Raw genomic sequence first — 15,691 nt, forward strand, 5'->3', positions numbered from 1 at the left:
CGCGCAGCGGTGCCATGAATGCCGACATCTGCCTGCTATCTCAGGTAGAATGCGCGCCCGGTTTTTGGAGAAGCTCATGACCCTGCTCAAATTCAGCGATGTGTCCCTTGCTTTCGGCGCCATGCCGTTATTGGACAAGGTGTCCTGGCAGATCGCCCGTGGCGAGCGGGTGTGCATCATCGGCCGTAACGGCACAGGCAAATCCAGCATGTTGAAGCTGGTAAAAGGCGTTCAGAAGCTTGATGACGGGGCTGTCTGGCGTGCGCCCGGCCTCAAGATCGGCGAATTGCCCCAGGAATTGCCGGTAGCCGACGGACGGACTGTGTTCGATGTGGTGGCCGAAGGTCTGGATGGCGTCGGTGCCTTGCTGGCCGAGTACCACCACCTGGCGCAGAACTGCGTCACCGAGGAAGACCTGAACAAGCTGATGCATGTTCAGCAGGACCTCGAAGCCCGTGATGGCTGGCGCCTGCAGCAGTTGGTCGAGAGCACTCTCAGCCGCTTGCAGTTGCCTGCCGACAAGACCCTGGCCGAACTGTCCGGTGGCTGGCGTCGTCGTGTTCTGCTGGCCCAGGCGTTGGTGTCCGAGCCGGACCTGCTGTTGCTCGACGAGCCGACCAACCACCTGGATATCGGCGCCATCGCCTGGCTTGAAGAAGCCCTCAAGGATTTCCAGGGTGCAGTGCTGTTCATCACGCACGACCGGGCATTCCTGCAAAACCTTGCGACCCGCATCCTTGAACTGGACCGCGGCGGCCTGATCGACTGGGATGGCGACTACGCCAGTTTTCTGGTCCACAAGGAAGCTGCGCTGGCTGCCGAAGAAACCGCCAACGCGCTGTTCGACAAGCGTCTGGCCCAGGAAGAAGTCTGGATCCGCCAGGGCATCAAGGCTCGTCGCACCCGTAACGAAGGTCGCGTGCGTGCGCTCAAGGAGCTGCGCGTAGAGCGCAGCGAGCGTCGTGAGCGTACCGGCAAGGCCAACATTCAGCTCGACACTGCCGAGAAGTCCGGCAAGCAGGTCATGGTGCTCGATAACGTCAGCTTCGCCCATCCGGGCGGGCCGACCCTGATCAAGGATTTCTCCATGGTCCTGCAGCGCGAGGACCGTATCGGTCTGCTCGGCGCCAACGGTACCGGCAAGACCACGCTGCTCAAGCTGATGCTCGACAACCTGCAGCCAACCGCAGGCAAGGTTGAAGTCGGTACGCGTCTGGATGTGGCCTATTTCGACCAGTTGCGTCACCAGCTCGATCTGGAAAAGACCGTAATCGACAACGTTGCCGAGGGACGTGATTTCATCGATATCGATGGCCAGAGCCGTCATGTGCTGAGCTACCTCGGCGACTTCCTGTTCAGCCCGCAGCGTGCCCGCACGCCGGTCAAGGCGCTGTCCGGTGGCGAGCGTGCCCGTCTGTTGCTGGCCAAGCTGTTCAGCAAGCCAGCCAACCTGCTGGTGCTCGACGAACCCACCAACGACCTGGACGTCGAAACCCTGGAGCTGCTCGAAGATGTTCTGCTGACCTTCAAAGGCACTGTGCTGATGGTCAGTCACGACCGGGCATTCCTCGACAACGTCGTCACCAGTACGCTGGTGTTCGAAGGCGAAGGCAAGGTTCGCGAGTACGTGGGTGGTTATCAGGACTGGCTGCGTCAGGGCGGGTCACCGCGTCTGCTGGGCGTCGCCGACACCAAGTCGGGCAAGGCCGAGCTGGCCAGCGCTGTGGTGCAGGCCGCATCGGTTGCCGCTCAGGACATGCCGGTGGCGAAGAAGAAGCTCAGCTACAAGCTTCAGCGTGAGCTGGAGGCATTGCCTGCGCAGATCGATGAAGTCGAAGGCAAGATGGCCGCGCTGAACGCGGAAATGGCCGAGCCGGGCTTCTACCGGCGCTCGTCCGAGCAGACTGCAGCCGTGCTGGCGCAGCTGGAAAACCTGCAGGCCGAACTGGACAAGCTGCTGGAGCGTTGGGCCGAACTGGACGAGTGATCGTCCGGCGCGTCTCAGGTTGCAGGAAAAGCCCGGGTCACCGGGCTTTTTGCTATAGCGGGCCCGGGATTATTCAGGCTTCTTGTCTTCCTGTTTGTTGAGGCGTACGGCCAGTACGTCACAGGGCGCGCCATGCACGACGTCGTTGGTGGTCGAGCCTAGCAGCAGGGCCAGGCCATGGCGGCCGTGGCTGCCGACAACGATTACGTCGCAACCCTTGTTCTTGGCCAATTGATGGATTTCCTGACGCGGCTGGCCATACACAAGATGGCTTTCGCCTTCGTTGAGCAGCGGGAATCTTAGCTTGAGCGAGTCCTGTACTTTCTTGAGTTTTTCCTTGGCCTGGTCGAATTGCTGCTGCTGCAACTGCGACAGGTCCATGGGTACATCACCGCCAAAGGCCATTGCCATGGGTTCGACGATGTGCACGATCGACAGCTTCGCGCCGCTGTCTTTGGCCAGCATGCTGGCGCGGTGGATGACCGATTCACACTCATCGGTGAGGTCGATGGCAACCAGAACGTGTTTGTATGGCATGAGGGTGTCCTCCGGGAGAATTGCAATGATGGGAGTATGGCTCTTTCGTTCGCATCTGGGCAGGCCCCCGTGCAAGTCATTGTTTTCAAGAATGTTGTAAAGAGCCTGAAATCGGCTGGGGGCAAGAAATATGACGGTCTGGATAGTCCTGTCAATCATTGGTGTAATGCTGAGTCCGCTGGTGTGGTTACGTCCCTCGCGCCAGCAAAGCGGCAGGATGGCGTTGCGCATGCAGGCGCGGCGGCTGGGCATGGGCATGCAACTGACCCCGCAGGAGTGGCCGCACTGGCTGAGCAAAGAGCCGCCCAGCCCTTGCGCGCAGTACCATCGTCCGCGTCTGGGCTCGCATGCAGATACCTGGGTGTACTGGCAAAGCGGACCGGGCGTATGGCTTAACCGCTGGCGCGAGCCTTGCGAGGACGCGAGGCTGCTGCCCCACCTGCAAACGTTGCCCGTGGATGCCTACAAGGTCGAGGCTGACGGGCAACTGATTGCGGTGTACTGGGCCGAGCGGGGCGAGGCAGAAGTGTTACAGCGTATTGATGCGGTGCTCAGGGCGCTGGCCTGACCCTGAATCGCAGGCATTAAAAAGCCCGATAACAACATCGGGCCGGGGTTGGCCAGGCAGGCCGATAATTCGTCGCGTGCCGACAGGCTTTCGCTGCCATGTCGGCTTTCGCTGTTGCGCACCCGCAAATCAGCTGCATTGCGAGCCTCTTGTGGCGCAGTGCTGCGACTCTAGACCTTTTGCTCCTTTTTGTCGCGATTCCTGCAAATATTTTTTGCATGTGCCCTCGTGCGGTGCGTTCCTGGCTGATTTTCCCCGCGCTTATCGATTGTCACGCATCGCGATTATTGTCATGCAAAGGCCCGTCGTCCCTGGCGTGGCGGCGTATTACCGCGCTCCGCGTCCAGCAACTGCAGGGCATTCAAGTGAGCACTATCATTACCGCGAATGATGGAAGATCTTAGGTTGCAGCGGGCATTATGGGGCCTCGGCATCTTCCTGTTAAAACGCGAATTTTCAGGCGTTTTGTCGAATTGACAATCTTGTGGTTATGCCTGATGGTGTGCGTACCCAAATCAAACGGGCGTATGAAATGAGCGTTTGGTCGTCAGAGGGCTCTCACAGAATCCCGACTACCACGTCGCGGCGGTAAGCGTGTGATTTGGCGTGTTCATCGACGGCGACGTCGTAGCCCCGTCGGACATTGAGGTCCGGCGGGTATTGTTCAGCTTCCATATTGTGGAGATCAGTTGATGATTTACGAAGGTAAAGCCATCACGGTTAAGGCTCTTGAAAGTGGCATCGTCGAATTGAATTTCGACCTCAAGGGTGAGTCCGTCAACAAGTTCAACCGTCTCACCCTCAATGAGTTCCGCCAGGCAGTCGACGCGCTCAAGGCCGACGCATCGGTCAAGGGCGTGATCGTCACCAGTGGCAAAGATTCATTCATTGTCGGCGCCGATATCACCGAATTCGTCGACAACTTCAAGTTGCCGGAAGCTGAACTGGTCGCTGGCAATCTGGAAGCGAACAGGATTTTCAGTGATTTCGAAGACCTGAACTTGCCGACTGTCGTCGCAATCAACGGTATTGCGCTGGGCGGCGGCCTGGAAATGTGCCTGGCCGCAGATTATCGAGTCATCGCCAGCAGCGCTCGCGTCGGTCTGCCCGAGGTCAAGCTCGGCCTGTACCCGGGTTTTGGCGGCACCGTGCGTCTGCCACGCATTATCGGCGCTGACAACGCGATCGAGTGGATCGCCTCGGGCAAGGAAAACGCCGCAGAAGATGCGCTCAAGGTTGGTGCTGTGGACGCGGTGGTTGCGCCCGACAAGCTGCAGGCTGCCGCCCTTGATTTGATCCAGCGCGCCATTTCCGGCGAGTTCGATTACAAGGCCAAGCGTCAGCCGAAGCTGGACAAGCTCAAGCTCAATGCCATCGAGCAGATGATGGCATTCGAAACCGCAAAAGGCTTTGTCGCAGGTCAGGCCGGCCCGAACTATCCGGCCCCGGTAGAAGCCATCAAGACCATCCAGAAAGCCGCCAACTTCGGTCGTGACAAGGCACTGGAGATCGAAGCTGCCGGTTTCGTGAAAATGGCCAAGACTGCTGCTGCGCAGAGCCTGATCGGCCTGTTCCTGAACGATCAGGAGCTGAAAAAGAAAGCCAAGGGCTACGACAAAATCGCCAAGGACGTGAAACAGGCTGCCGTACTGGGCGCCGGGATCATGGGCGGCGGTATTGCCTATCAGTCGGCAGTCAAAGGCACGCCGATCCTGATGAAGGATATTCGCGAAGAAGCCATTCAACTGGGTCTGAACGAAGCGTCCAAACTGCTTGGCGGTCGTCTGGAGAAAGGTCGTCTGACCGCTGCGAAGATGGCCGAAGCGCTTAACGCCATTCGTCCTACGCTGTCCTACGGCGATTTCGGTAACGTCGATCTGGTCGTCGAAGCAGTCGTCGAGAATCCCAAGGTCAAGCAGGCGGTACTGGCCGAAGTCGAAGCCAATGTGGGTGAAAACACCATTCTGGCGTCCAACACCTCGACCATCTCGATCAGCCTGCTGGCCCAGGCCCTCAAGCGCCCGGAAAACTTCGTCGGCATGCACTTCTTCAACCCGGTACACATGATGCCGCTGGTGGAAGTGATCCGTGGCGAGAAATCCAGTGAAGAAGCGGTCGCCACGACCGTTGCCTACGCCAAGAAAATGGGTAAGAACCCGATCGTGGTCAACGATTGCCCGGGCTTCCTCGTCAATCGTGTACTGTTCCCGTATTTCGGTGGTTTCGCCAGACTGGTCAGTGCAGGCGTGGATTTTGTGCGCATCGACAAGGTCATGGAGAAATTCGGCTGGCCGATGGGTCCTGCCTATCTGATGGACGTGGTCGGTATCGACACCGGACACCACGGACGTGATGTCATGGCCGAAGGCTTCCCTGATCGCATGAAGGACGATCGCCGCTCTGCGATCGACGCTCTGTACGATGCCAAGCGCCTCGGGCAGAAGAATGGCAAGGGTTTCTACGCGTACGAGACCGACAAGAAGGGCAAGCCCAAGAAGGTCAATGACCCGGCGGTGCTGGACGTGCTCAAGCCGATTGTCTACGAGCAACGCGAGGTCAGCGATGACGACATCGTCAACTGGATGATGATCCCGCTGTGCCTGGAAACGGTCCGCTGCCTGGAAGACGGCATTGTCGAAACCGCTGCCGAGGCTGACATGGGCCTGATCTACGGTATCGGCTTCCCTCCGTTCCGAGGCGGCGCGCTGCGCTACATCGATTCCATCGGTGTTGCCGAATTCGTTGCCCTGGCTGACCAATACGCCGAACTGGGTGCCCTGCATCAACCGACCGCGAAGCTGCGTGAGATGGCCGCCAATGGCCAGAGCTTCTTCGGTCAAGCGTCTTCCGAGGAATGAACCAATGAGCCTTAATCCAAGAGACGTCGTGATTGTCGACTTCGGTCGCACCCCTATGGGCCGCTCCAAGGGCGGCATGCACCGCAACACCCGCGCTGAAGATATGTCCGCGCACCTGATCAGCAAGTTGCTCGAGCGCAACAACAAGGTCGATCCGGCCGAAGTCGAGGATGTGATTTGGGGCTGCGTCAACCAGACCCTGGAGCAGGGCTGGAACATCGCGCGCATGGCGTCATTGCTGACCCAGATCCCGCACACCTCGGCCGCCCAGACGGTCAGCCGTCTTTGTGGTTCGTCCATGAGCGCGCTGCACACGGCTGCTCAGGCAATCATGACCAACAACGGTGACGTGTTCGTCATCGGCGGTGTCGAGCACATGGGGCATGTCAGCATGATGCATGGCGTCGACCCGAACCCGCACATGTCCCTGCACGCCGCCAAGGCCTCCGGCATGATGGGCCTGACCGCTGAAATGCTCGGGAAAATGCACGGCATCACCCGCGAGCAGCAGGACGCTTTCGGCCTGCGTTCCCACCAGCTGGCGCACAAGGCAACGCTGGAAGGCAAGTTCAAGGACGAGATCATCCCGATGCAGGGCTATGACGAGAACGATTTCCTCAAGGTCTTCGACTACGATGAGACTATTCGTCCGGACACCACCCTGGAAAGTCTGGCGGCACTCAAGCCTGCCTTCAATCCAAAAGGTGGCACCGTGACTGCCGGTACGTCTTCGCAGATCACCGACGGTGCGTCGTGCATGATCGTCATGTCGGCCCAGCGTGCCCAGGACCTCGGCATCCAGCCGATGGCGGTGATTCGTTCGATGGCGGTGGCCGGTGTCGACCCCGCAATCATGGGTTATGGTCCGGTTCCGGCCACTCAGAAAGCGCTCAAGCGCGCTGGTCTGAGTATTGCCGATATCGACTTCTTCGAGCTCAACGAAGCCTTCGCTGCACAGGCCTTGCCGGTGTTGAAAGATTTGAAAGTGCTCGACAAGATGAACGAGAAGGTTAACCTGCACGGCGGCGCCATCGCTCTGGGGCATCCTTTCGGGTGTTCCGGTGCACGCATCTCCGGCACTTTGCTCAATGTCATGAAGCAAAATGGCGGCACCTTCGGTGTGTCGACCATGTGTATTGGTCTGGGTCAGGGCATCGCGACCGTTTTCGAACGCGTCTGATTCCCGAGTGTGATGCGAGCCGGGGCTTGGTGCCCCGGCTTTTGTTTTTTGGAAAAATGGTTTCAGGCAAATTTTCTGGACGTGTTACAAGAGGACCGCGACATGCAATTGCAGCCAGGGCTCTATCGCCATTACAAGGGCCCGCACTACCGGGTTTTCAGCGTTGCAAAACATTCCGAAACCGAAGAGGAAGTCGTGTTCTATCAGGCTTTGTACGGCGATTTCGGCATGTGGGTACGTCCCTTGAGCATGTTTCTGGAGTCGGTCGAGGTTGACGGCGAGCACGTCCCGCGCTTTGCTCTGATTGAGGCTGAACCCAGCCTGTTTTCCCGAACGTGAGAGGCGATTGCACAACAGGCTGTGCTTGACCTCACCTTGTAGCCACTATATACAGCGTGGCCTTTACAAGCTCCTCACTGTCTTTCATCTAGTATTCAGGAATTTTCTGATCCATGGGCAAATCGCTGGTCATCGTGGAATCCCCGGCTAAGGCCAAGACCATCAACAAGTATTTGGGCAACCAGTACGTGGTGAAGTCGAGTATCGGCCATATCCGAGACCTGCCCACCAGCGGTTCGGCGAGTGCCGCCAAAGATCCTGCCGCCAATCGTGGCAAGGCCGCTGCGGGCGAAGGCCCGGTACTGACGCCGAAAGAAAAGGCGCAACGCCAGCTGGTCTCGCGCATGGGAGTCGATCCGGAACACGGCTGGAAAGCCAAGTACGAGATCCTCCCCGGCAAGGAAAAGGTCATCGAAGAGCTGCGCAAGCTCGCCAAGGATGCCGACACCATCTATCTCGCGACGGACTTGGACCGCGAAGGGGAAGCCATTGCCTGGCACCTGCGCGAAGCCATCGGTGGTGATGACAGCCGCTACAAGCGCGTGGTGTTCAACGAGATCACCAAAAAAGCCATCCAGGAGGCGTTTTCCAAGCCAGGCGAACTGGACATCGCCCGGGTCAATGCCCAGCAGGCGCGTCGCTTCCTCGACCGCGTCGTCGGCTACATGGTTTCCCCACTGCTCTGGCAGAAAGTTGCCCGTGGCTTGTCCGCCGGGCGTGTGCAGTCGGTTGCGGTGAAGCTGGTGGTCGAGCGCGAGCGTGAAATCCGCGCGTTCAACCCTGAAGAATACTGGGAGATCCACGCCGATCTGGGCACCGCCAAGGGCGCCAACGTGCGTTTCGAAGTAGCGCGTGAAAACGGCGAAGCGTTCAAACCGCTCAATGAAACCCAGGCCATGGCCGCTCTTGAAAAGCTCAAGGCGTCCAGCTACAGCATCGTCAAGCGTGAAGACAAGCCGACCAGCAGCAAGCCATCGGCGCCGTTCATCACCTCGACCCTGCAGCAGGCGGCGAGCAACCGTCTGGGTTTCGGCGTAAAGAAGACCATGATGATGGCCCAGCGCTTGTACGAAGCGGGCTACATCACTTACATGCGTACCGACTCGACCAACCTGTCGGCTGACGCAGTCAGCATGGCGCGTGACTACATCCAGACCGAATTCGGCAAGAAGTACCTGCCGGAGTCGCCCAACGTCTACAGCAGCAAGGAAGGCGCGCAAGAGGCTCACGAAGCGATTCGACCTTCCGACGTCAACACTCACCCGAGCAAACTGACCGGGATGGAGCGTGACGCCGAGCGTCTTTACGAGTTGATCTGGCGCCAGTTCGTGGCCTGCCAGATGCTGCCTGCGCAATACCTGTCGACCACCGTCACGGTCGCCGCCAGCGATTTCGAGCTGCGCGCCAAGGGCCGCATCCTGAAATTCGATGGTTATACCCGTGCGCTGCCGCAGATGGCCAAGCCGGGCGATGACGATGTTTTGCCGGACATGGCACAGGGCGAAACCCTGAAGCTGAACAAGCTCGATCCAAGCCAGCACTTCACCAAGCCGCCTGCGCGTTACTCGGAAGCGAGTCTGGTCAAGGAGATGGAAAAGCGGGGCATTGGTCGCCCGTCGACCTACGCAGCGATCATCTCGACCATCCAGGACCGTGGCTACGTGGCGTTGCATAACCGCCGCTTCTACTCGGAAAAGATGGGCGACATCGTCACCGGACGTCTGTCCGAAAGCTTTTCCAACCTGATGGACTATGGCTTTACCGCCGGGATGGAAGAAAACCTCGACGACGTGGCTCAGGGGGAGCGCGACTGGAAAAACGTGCTGGACGAGTTCTACGGTGATTTCCGTAAAAAGCTCGACGTGGCCGAGGCCGCTGATGGCGGCATGCGCGCCAACCAGCCGGTGATGACTGACATCCCGTGCAAAGTGTGCGGCCGTCCGATGCAGATCCGTACAGCCTCGACGGGCGTTTTCCTGGGTTGCTCCGGCTACAGCCTGCCACCCAAGGAACGCTGCAAGGCGACCGTCAATCTGACTCCCGGCGACGAAATTGCCGACGATGACGAGGGTGAGTCCGAATCACGGGTTCTGCGCGGCAAGCATCGCTGCCCGATCTGCAGCACGGCGATGGACGCCTACCTGCTGGACGAGAAGCACAAGCTGCATATTTGCGGCAACAACCCTGATTGCACTGGTTACGAGATCGAGGAAGGCACTTACCGTATCAAAGGCTATGAAGGTCCGAGCCTGGAATGTGACAAGTGTGGCAGCGAGATGCAGCTCAAGACCGGCCGTTTCGGCAAGTTCTTCGGCTGCACCAACCCGGACTGCAAGAACACCCGCAAACTGCTGAAAAGCGGTGACGCAGCGCCGCCGAAGATGGACCCGGTGAAGATGCCGGAGCTCAAGTGCGACAAGGTTGACGATACCTACATACTGCGTGATGGCGCTTCGGGCCTGTTCCTGGCCGCCAGCCAGTTCCCGAAGAATCGCGAAACCCGCGCACCGTTGGTCATCGAAATCGCCCCGCACAAGGACGAAATCGATCCCAAGTATCACTTCCTTTGCGAAGCGCCGAAGAAGGATCCGGACGGTCGTCCAGCAGTGATCCGCTACAGTCGCAAGACCAAAGAGCAATACGTCCAGACCGAAGTAGAGGGCAAGCCTACCGGCTGGCGTGCGTTCTACGACGGCAGCGCCTGGAAGGTTGAAGACAAGCGTTGATCGCAAGCGCGCGGCTCAAGAGGGCCGGGCGCTGTTTTCGATAGGCATCAGCCTGTTTCGCCGGCCTGTCCAGGCGCCGCAGGCTATGCTGTTCTCTATCCCATCGTTGTGGAGAGTGTCGCCATGGCCCATGAGCTCTATACCCGTACCAACCAGAAAATCTATTTCGCGGGGCTCTCGCTCGAGGCGTTGGGCAGGGCGGAGAAGGGGCAGGCGGTGAACTCTCCTGCGTTGTTGCAGGCAGAGCGCGAGTCCGCGCTGTTTCATCTGTACGGTGCGCTGCTGGGCCTGTGCCACGAGATCGCAGGCTACTACCGTCTGCCACAAGCCGGCACGCGTCGTGCGGAAGAATTGTTGACGCAGGAAGTGTTGGACGCCATCGCCATCCCCGAAATGGCCGAGCTGGTAGAGCTTGCCCAGAATCGCCAGACATGGCTTGCGCAACTGCTGTCGGCCTATAACGCGTTATATGAGCCGCCTCGTGCGCCGAAAAAGCTCAAGGGTGATGTCACGCAGCCGATGATACAGGCAGTGAACCTGGACGCCGAGCCGGAGTCTGAACTCTCACGTGAAGAGCTTGAAAATTGGCGTCAACAACTCAAAGGGTTGGCCATCCGTTTTCGTGAAGGCCTGAGCGAATGCTGAAAACCAATGAAGTAAGGGCTGGCAGGCTGTTACAATGCCGGCTTATCGCGGAGTAACTGTACCAATGCCTACCTCTTTCCTGGAAATTGTCGAACTACCTGACGGACGTATAGAGCTGCGTCGTGCCGATGACGAGGGTTCCCTGGTAACGCTTGATTTCTCTGCGGATGCCAAAGCGTTCATGCAAGGTCAGCATGTCGAAGTCGCCAAAGCCATGTTGAGTGTGGGTGTGCAGATGGCTGGCCGCCTGGCTGAAGGCGAAATCGAAAAGGATGATGTGCCTCACGTTCTGCACTGATCGACGACTGGGCCTCAGCCCAGCCGGATGTTCAGGCTCTGTGCTTCCCCGATTTTTGCTGCACTGATCAATTGCTGACGCGCTATGGCGCCCAGCGGGTTGATCCAGCTCACCACCGTATGACTACGGCCCAGTCGAAGTGCTTCGCGCGTCAGCTCCAGTACGCTTTGCGTGCCGCGTGGCTGCAGCAGAAGAATTCGCTCCCTGTTGAGCCCCGCATCGCGCAGCCATGTCTGGGTAAGGCTGGATGGCGGTGCGATCAGCGTCAGCCAGCGCGCATCCAGTTCCTCGCTCAATTCCCGAAGGATGGGTGCAAGAAGGTTGAGGCAGTTCCCGGCAGCGCCACGCAATGACAGTTCACTGAAGGGCTCTGGGTCGTTGCCCCACGGCGTTTCGACTGCATCTGTGAGCAGAGGGGCGATGGGCTGGGCCAGAAACGCCTCGAACAGCGGCAATTGCGAATGCGGTGCTTGATGGAACTGCATAACGTCTCCTTAGCGGCGAATGACGCCGACGCTTAAACCTTCGATCACCAGTTCCTGATCCTTGAGATCGACCTCGATGGGTGCGAAATCAGGGTTTTCCGCCAGCAGCCAGACCTTGCTACCTTCGCGCTTGAAGCGCTTGACGGTCACTTCATCGCCGATCCGGGCAACCACGATCTGGCCGTTGCGGGCCTCGCGCGTGGTGTGCACGGCGAGCAGATCGCCATCCAGAATGCCGACGTCCTTCATGCTCATGCCGTGAACGCGCAACAGGTAGTTGGCGCTCGGGTGGAAGAAGGACGGGTTGATGTTGCAGGACTCTTCGATGTGTTGCTGAGCCAGGATCGGTGCACCTGCTGCGACGCGGCCGATGACCGGCAGGCTGCTGTCATCGGGCCGCGCTTCGAAGCCGGGAATTCGAATGCCGCGTGAAGCACCCGGAGTCATTTCGATGGCGCCCTTACGGGCCAGGGCCTTGAGGTGCTCTTCCGCCGCGTTGGGCGATTTGAAGCCCAGCTCCTGAGCGATTTCCGCACGTGTCGGCGGGAACCCGTTGTCTTCCAGGCAGCGTTTGATGAAACCCAGGATTTCAGCCTGGCGTGGCGTCAGTTTGATCATGAGGGGCGCTCTGGCTTTTTATACAGTGACTGGGATTATATACAGTGAAGGCGCGTTGGCAATCATCCATTTCATTTTCGCCGCCAGGCGGTGGTCAACCCGCGTAGCGCTTCTCGTCCAAAACCTCGGCAACACCTGCGTTTTGTCATTTAACATCCATTACCGTGACTGTTCGGCCACAAAATGAACGGCCCGGCTTGACAACCGAGGCGTTTGATACGTATGTTTCAAACGTTCGTTTGTTAGGCAGAGAGCCATGGCCCAGTCGGAAACCGTTGAACGCATTCTTGATGCTGCCGAGCAGCTGTTTGCAGAGAAAGGCTTTGCCGAAACGTCCTTGCGCCTTATCACCAGCAAGGCGTCGGTCAATCTGGCAGCAGTAAACTATCACTTCGGCTCGAAGAAGGCGTTGATCCAGGCCGTGTTCTCGCGTTTTCTGGGACCCTTCTGCATCAGTCTCGATCGCGAACTGGAACGTCGCCAGGCAAAGCCCGAGCACAAGCCAAGCCTTGAGGAACTGCTGGAGATTCTCGTCGAGCAGGCGCTTGTGGTGCAGCCACGCAGCGGTAACGACCTGTCGATCTTCATGCGCCTGCTGGGGCTTGCCTTCAGTCAGAGCCAGGGCCACCTGCGCCGCTACCTCGAAGACATGTATGGCAAGGTGTTCCGTCGCTACATGACGCTGGTCAACGAAGCGGCCCCGCGCATTCCGCCCATCGAGCTGTTCTGGCGCGTGCACTTCATGCTCGGTGCTGCCGCGTTCAGCATGTCCGGCATCAAGGCCCTGCGCGCCATTGCCGAGACCGATTTCGGCGTCAATACCTCCATCGAGCAGGTCATGCGCCTGATGGTGCCGTTTCTGGCCGCCGGCATGCGCGCCGACACTGGCGTCAGCGACCCGGCAATGATCGCCGCTCAGCTCAGGCCGCGTACCAAGAGCAGCACCGGCACACCAGCGGTCGCCAAGGCCTGAAGCCTATGCCCTTGCCCTGAATCAAGCTGCACCGGCGTGTCGGATTGCGTCGGGCTTCAGGATCAAGCACCATGCCCGGATTGTGAACGAGCACTTGTGTGTAAGGGTTTTTCTATGAGTTCTGGCCTGCAAGGCTCCCTGATGGTCGATGTCGCCGGCACCTGGCTGACCAGCGAAGACCGTCAGTTTTTGCGTCAGCCCGAAGTGGGCGGTTTGATCATCTTTGCCCGAAACATCGAGCATCCCCGTCAGGTTCGTGAGCTGAGCGCCGCAATTCGGGCCGTGCGCCCGGACCTGCTGCTGGCCGTCGACCAGGAGGGTGGCAGGGTGCAGCGCCTGCGTGAGGGGTTCGTACGCTTGCCGCCAATGCGTGCCATTGCCGACAAGCCTGATGCCGAGCTTCTGGCTGAACACTGCGGCTGGCTGATGGCGACCGAAGTGCTGGCGGTCGGACTGGACCTGAGCTTCGCCCCGGTGCTGGACCTCGACTACCAGCGCAGCGCCGTGGTCGGCACGCGTTCGTTCGAAGGCGATCCGCAGCGCGCGGCGTTGCTGGCAGGGGCGTTCATTCGTGGGATGAACGCTGCAGGCATGGCTGCCACCGGCAAGCATTTTCCCGGCCACGGCTGGGCTGAAGCCGATTCTCATGTGGCTATTCCGAATGACGAGCGCAGCCTCGAAGAGATCCGCGCCAGTGATCTGGTGCCGTTTGCACGTCTGAGTCAGCAACTGGCTGCAGTGATGCCGGCGCATGTCATCTACCCGAAAGTCGATTCGCAGCCCGCAGGCTTTTCAAGGCGCTGGTTGCAGGACATTTTGCGCGACGAACTGCAATTTGACGGTGTTATTTTCAGTGACGACCTGTCGATGGCCGGCGCTCATGTGGTCGGGGATGCGGCGAGCCGTATCGAAGCGGCGCTGACAGCCGGATGCGACATGGGCCTGGTGTGCAACGACCGGGCGGCCGCCGAGCTTGCGCTGGGCGCTGCGCAGCGTCTGAAGGTCAAGCCTTCGCCACGTATCGCGCGCATGCGCGGTCAGGCATCGGCCAGTACCGACTATCGGCAACACCCGCGCTGGCAGACCGCGCTCCAGGCTCTGCGCGCTGCTCAACTGATCGATTAAGGATTTGCGATGACTGTTTACGCGATTATTGGCGGCACCGGCCTGACCCAGCTCGAGGGCCTGAACATTCGGCAATCCCTGCCGATGAACACCCCTTATGGCGCACCTTCCGGCGAAATCCAGATCGGCGACTATGCCGGTCGCGAGGTGATGTTTCTGGCGCGCCACGGCCACCCGCACCGCTTGCCGCCGCATCAGGTCAACTACCGGGCCAATATCTGGGCACTGAAGCAGGCGGGTGCCGAAGCGATTCTTGCGGTCAACGCAGTCGGTGGCATTCATCCGGCCATGGGCACCGGGCATTTCTGTGTGCCGCATGATCTGGTCGACTACACCAGCGGTCGCCAGCACACGTTCTTTGCCGATGATCTGGAAGAGGTCACGCATATCGACTTCAGCTATCCGTACAGCGAGCCCCTGCGCGCCCGGCTGATTGCAGCATTGACTGCCGAGGGATGCGCGTTCTCCGACCGGGGCGTCTATGCCTGCACCCAGGGACCGCGTCTGGAGACCGTTGCCGAAATCATCCGCCTGGAGCGCGATGGCTGCGACATCGTTGGCATGACTGGCATGCCCGAGGCCGCGCTGGCTCGTGAGCTGGAGCTTGAATACGCCTGCCTGGCGCTGGTGGTCAATCCGGCAGCGGGCAAGTCGACGACCGTCATTACCATGGCGGAAATCGAACAGGCCCTGCGTGAGGGGATGGGCAAGGTGAAGGCGACGCTTGCCCGGGTCCTGTCGGCGTCCTGAGTTACAGCATGCGCTTGAGGGTATTATCCTTGCGCACCAGGTGGTGCCAGAGCGCAGCGATCACATGCAGACCGATGACATAGTAGAAGATCGAGCCCAGCAGTTTGTGCACGTCTTCGAACGTCTCGGCCAGGTGGTCCGAGGTGGCCAGCGGCCAGGGAATCTGCAGATCGGTGAGGGGAATGGGCAGTGCGCCTTTTTCCACCATCACTGTCAGCAGGCCCAGTAACGGCTGGGCAAACAGGAACGCATACAGCGCGTAATGGGTCAGGGTTGCGACGATGCGCAACGCCCCTTCAAGCGGCGGTGTGATCCCGGGCGGACGATGACGTCGACGCTCGGCGACACGGAAAAACGCCATGATCAGAATCAGAATGCCGACCCAGTAGTGGCTCTGCACGACCAGCAAGCGGTATTCCGAGCCCTTGCTGAACTGGGTGCGGCTCAGAATCAGTGTGTACGCCAGCACGATCAGAATGGCCATGGCCCAGTGCAGCCATCTGGCTCGGGCGGTGTAGCGTTGAGAAGTCGATGCATCCACGGTTTGATTCCTTGTCTCTTTTTTTGCAGGACTGATAGACAGCTTAGGCTGTCTATCAGGC

15 protein-coding genes are annotated in these 15,691 nt (G+C 59.5%); 11 read left to right on the top strand and 4 right to left on the bottom strand.

From position 1 onward, the window contains the following. Positions 1-76 precede the first annotated feature (76 nt). Entirely contained in the window at positions 77-1,987 is a 1,911-nt protein-coding gene (locus tag PCPL58_RS12460; RefSeq protein ID WP_065351041.1) for an ATP-binding cassette domain-containing protein, read from the top strand. 69 nt (positions 1,988-2,056) lie between these two features. Here PCPL58_RS12460 and PCPL58_RS12465 read toward each other — a convergent pair whose 3' ends face one another. After that, entirely contained in the window at positions 2,057-2,524 is a 468-nt protein-coding gene (locus PCPL58_RS12465; protein ID WP_003370492.1) for a universal stress protein, read from the bottom strand. Positions 2,525-2,654: 130 nt separating this feature from the next. On the opposite strand from PCPL58_RS12465, the gene PCPL58_RS12470 reads away from it, so the two are divergent. From PCPL58_RS12470 to PCPL58_RS12500, 7 genes are all read left to right on the top strand, one after another. Then, positions 2,655-3,092, top strand: a complete 438-nt coding sequence (locus tag PCPL58_RS12470; protein WP_042930839.1) for a hypothetical protein — start codon at positions 2,655-2,657, stop codon at positions 3,090-3,092. Positions 3,093-3,784: 692 nt separating this feature from the next. Further along, positions 3,785-5,950 carry a fatty acid oxidation complex subunit alpha FadB gene (fadB, locus tag PCPL58_RS12475; protein WP_065349522.1) on the top strand — a complete coding sequence of 722 codons (2,166 nt, stop codon included), beginning with the start codon at positions 3,785-3,787 and terminating at the stop codon, positions 5,948-5,950. Between the two features lie 4 nt (positions 5,951-5,954). Next, complete coding sequence (gene fadA / locus PCPL58_RS12480; RefSeq protein ID WP_065349523.1) at positions 5,955-7,130, top strand: acetyl-CoA C-acyltransferase FadA; 1,176 nt, start codon at positions 5,955-5,957, stop codon at positions 7,128-7,130. Between the two features lie 102 nt (positions 7,131-7,232). After that, the gene (locus tag PCPL58_RS12485; protein WP_003370499.1) at positions 7,233-7,469 is read left to right on the top strand and encodes a DUF1653 domain-containing protein; all 237 of its coding nucleotides are present in this window, start codon (positions 7,233-7,235) and stop codon (positions 7,467-7,469) included. Between the two features lie 113 nt (positions 7,470-7,582). Next, positions 7,583-10,195 (top strand): type I DNA topoisomerase, encoded by a 2,613-nt coding sequence (gene topA / locus PCPL58_RS12490; protein WP_065349524.1) that lies wholly within the window; start codon positions 7,583-7,585, stop codon positions 10,193-10,195. Between the two features lie 123 nt (positions 10,196-10,318). Then, complete coding sequence (locus PCPL58_RS12495) at positions 10,319-10,840, top strand: DUF6586 family protein (protein ID WP_065349525.1); 522 nt, start codon at positions 10,319-10,321, stop codon at positions 10,838-10,840. Between the two features lie 64 nt (positions 10,841-10,904). Continuing rightward, a complete protein-coding gene (locus PCPL58_RS12500) occupies positions 10,905-11,138 on the top strand; it encodes a hypothetical protein (protein WP_003315798.1) in 234 nt (77 codons plus the stop codon). Positions 11,139-11,152: 14 nt separating this feature from the next. On the opposite strand, the gene sulA is transcribed toward PCPL58_RS12500, so the two are convergent. Both sulA and lexA read right to left on the bottom strand, forming a co-directional pair. Further along, complete coding sequence (gene sulA / locus PCPL58_RS12505) at positions 11,153-11,623, bottom strand: SOS-induced cell division inhibitor SulA (protein ID WP_003436357.1); 471 nt, start codon at positions 11,621-11,623, stop codon at positions 11,153-11,155. A 9-nt stretch (positions 11,624-11,632) separates the two neighbouring features. Next, positions 11,633-12,241, bottom strand: coding sequence for a transcriptional repressor LexA (lexA, locus tag PCPL58_RS12510; RefSeq protein ID WP_003315796.1), 609 nt, complete (start codon positions 12,239-12,241; stop codon positions 11,633-11,635). Between the two features lie 256 nt (positions 12,242-12,497). Here lexA and psrA point away from each other — a divergent pair, with 256 nt between their 5' ends. The 3 genes from psrA (at position 12,498) to PCPL58_RS12530 (ending at position 15,089) form a co-directional block, all read left to right on the top strand. After that, positions 12,498-13,214 (top strand): transcriptional regulator PsrA, encoded by a 717-nt coding sequence (gene psrA / locus PCPL58_RS12520; RefSeq protein WP_003370508.1) that lies wholly within the window; start codon positions 12,498-12,500, stop codon positions 13,212-13,214. A 126-nt stretch (positions 13,215-13,340) separates the two neighbouring features. Beyond that, positions 13,341-14,339, top strand: a complete 999-nt coding sequence (nagZ, locus tag PCPL58_RS12525; protein ID WP_170846041.1) for a beta-N-acetylhexosaminidase — start codon at positions 13,341-13,343, stop codon at positions 14,337-14,339. Positions 14,340-14,348: 9 nt separating this feature from the next. Then, the gene (locus PCPL58_RS12530; RefSeq protein ID WP_003436361.1) at positions 14,349-15,089 is read left to right on the top strand and encodes an S-methyl-5'-thioinosine phosphorylase; all 741 of its coding nucleotides are present in this window, start codon (positions 14,349-14,351) and stop codon (positions 15,087-15,089) included. A gap of 1 nt (position 15,090) precedes the next feature. On the opposite strand, the gene PCPL58_RS12535 is transcribed toward PCPL58_RS12530, so the two are convergent. Beyond that, complete coding sequence (locus PCPL58_RS12535; RefSeq protein WP_003370513.1) at positions 15,091-15,630, bottom strand: cytochrome b; 540 nt, start codon at positions 15,628-15,630, stop codon at positions 15,091-15,093. Positions 15,631-15,691 lie beyond the last annotated feature (61 nt).

Origin of the sequence: Pseudomonas cerasi (assembly GCF_900074915.1) — a bacterium.
Taxonomy (GTDB): domain Bacteria; phylum Pseudomonadota; class Gammaproteobacteria; order Pseudomonadales; family Pseudomonadaceae; genus Aquipseudomonas; species Aquipseudomonas cerasi.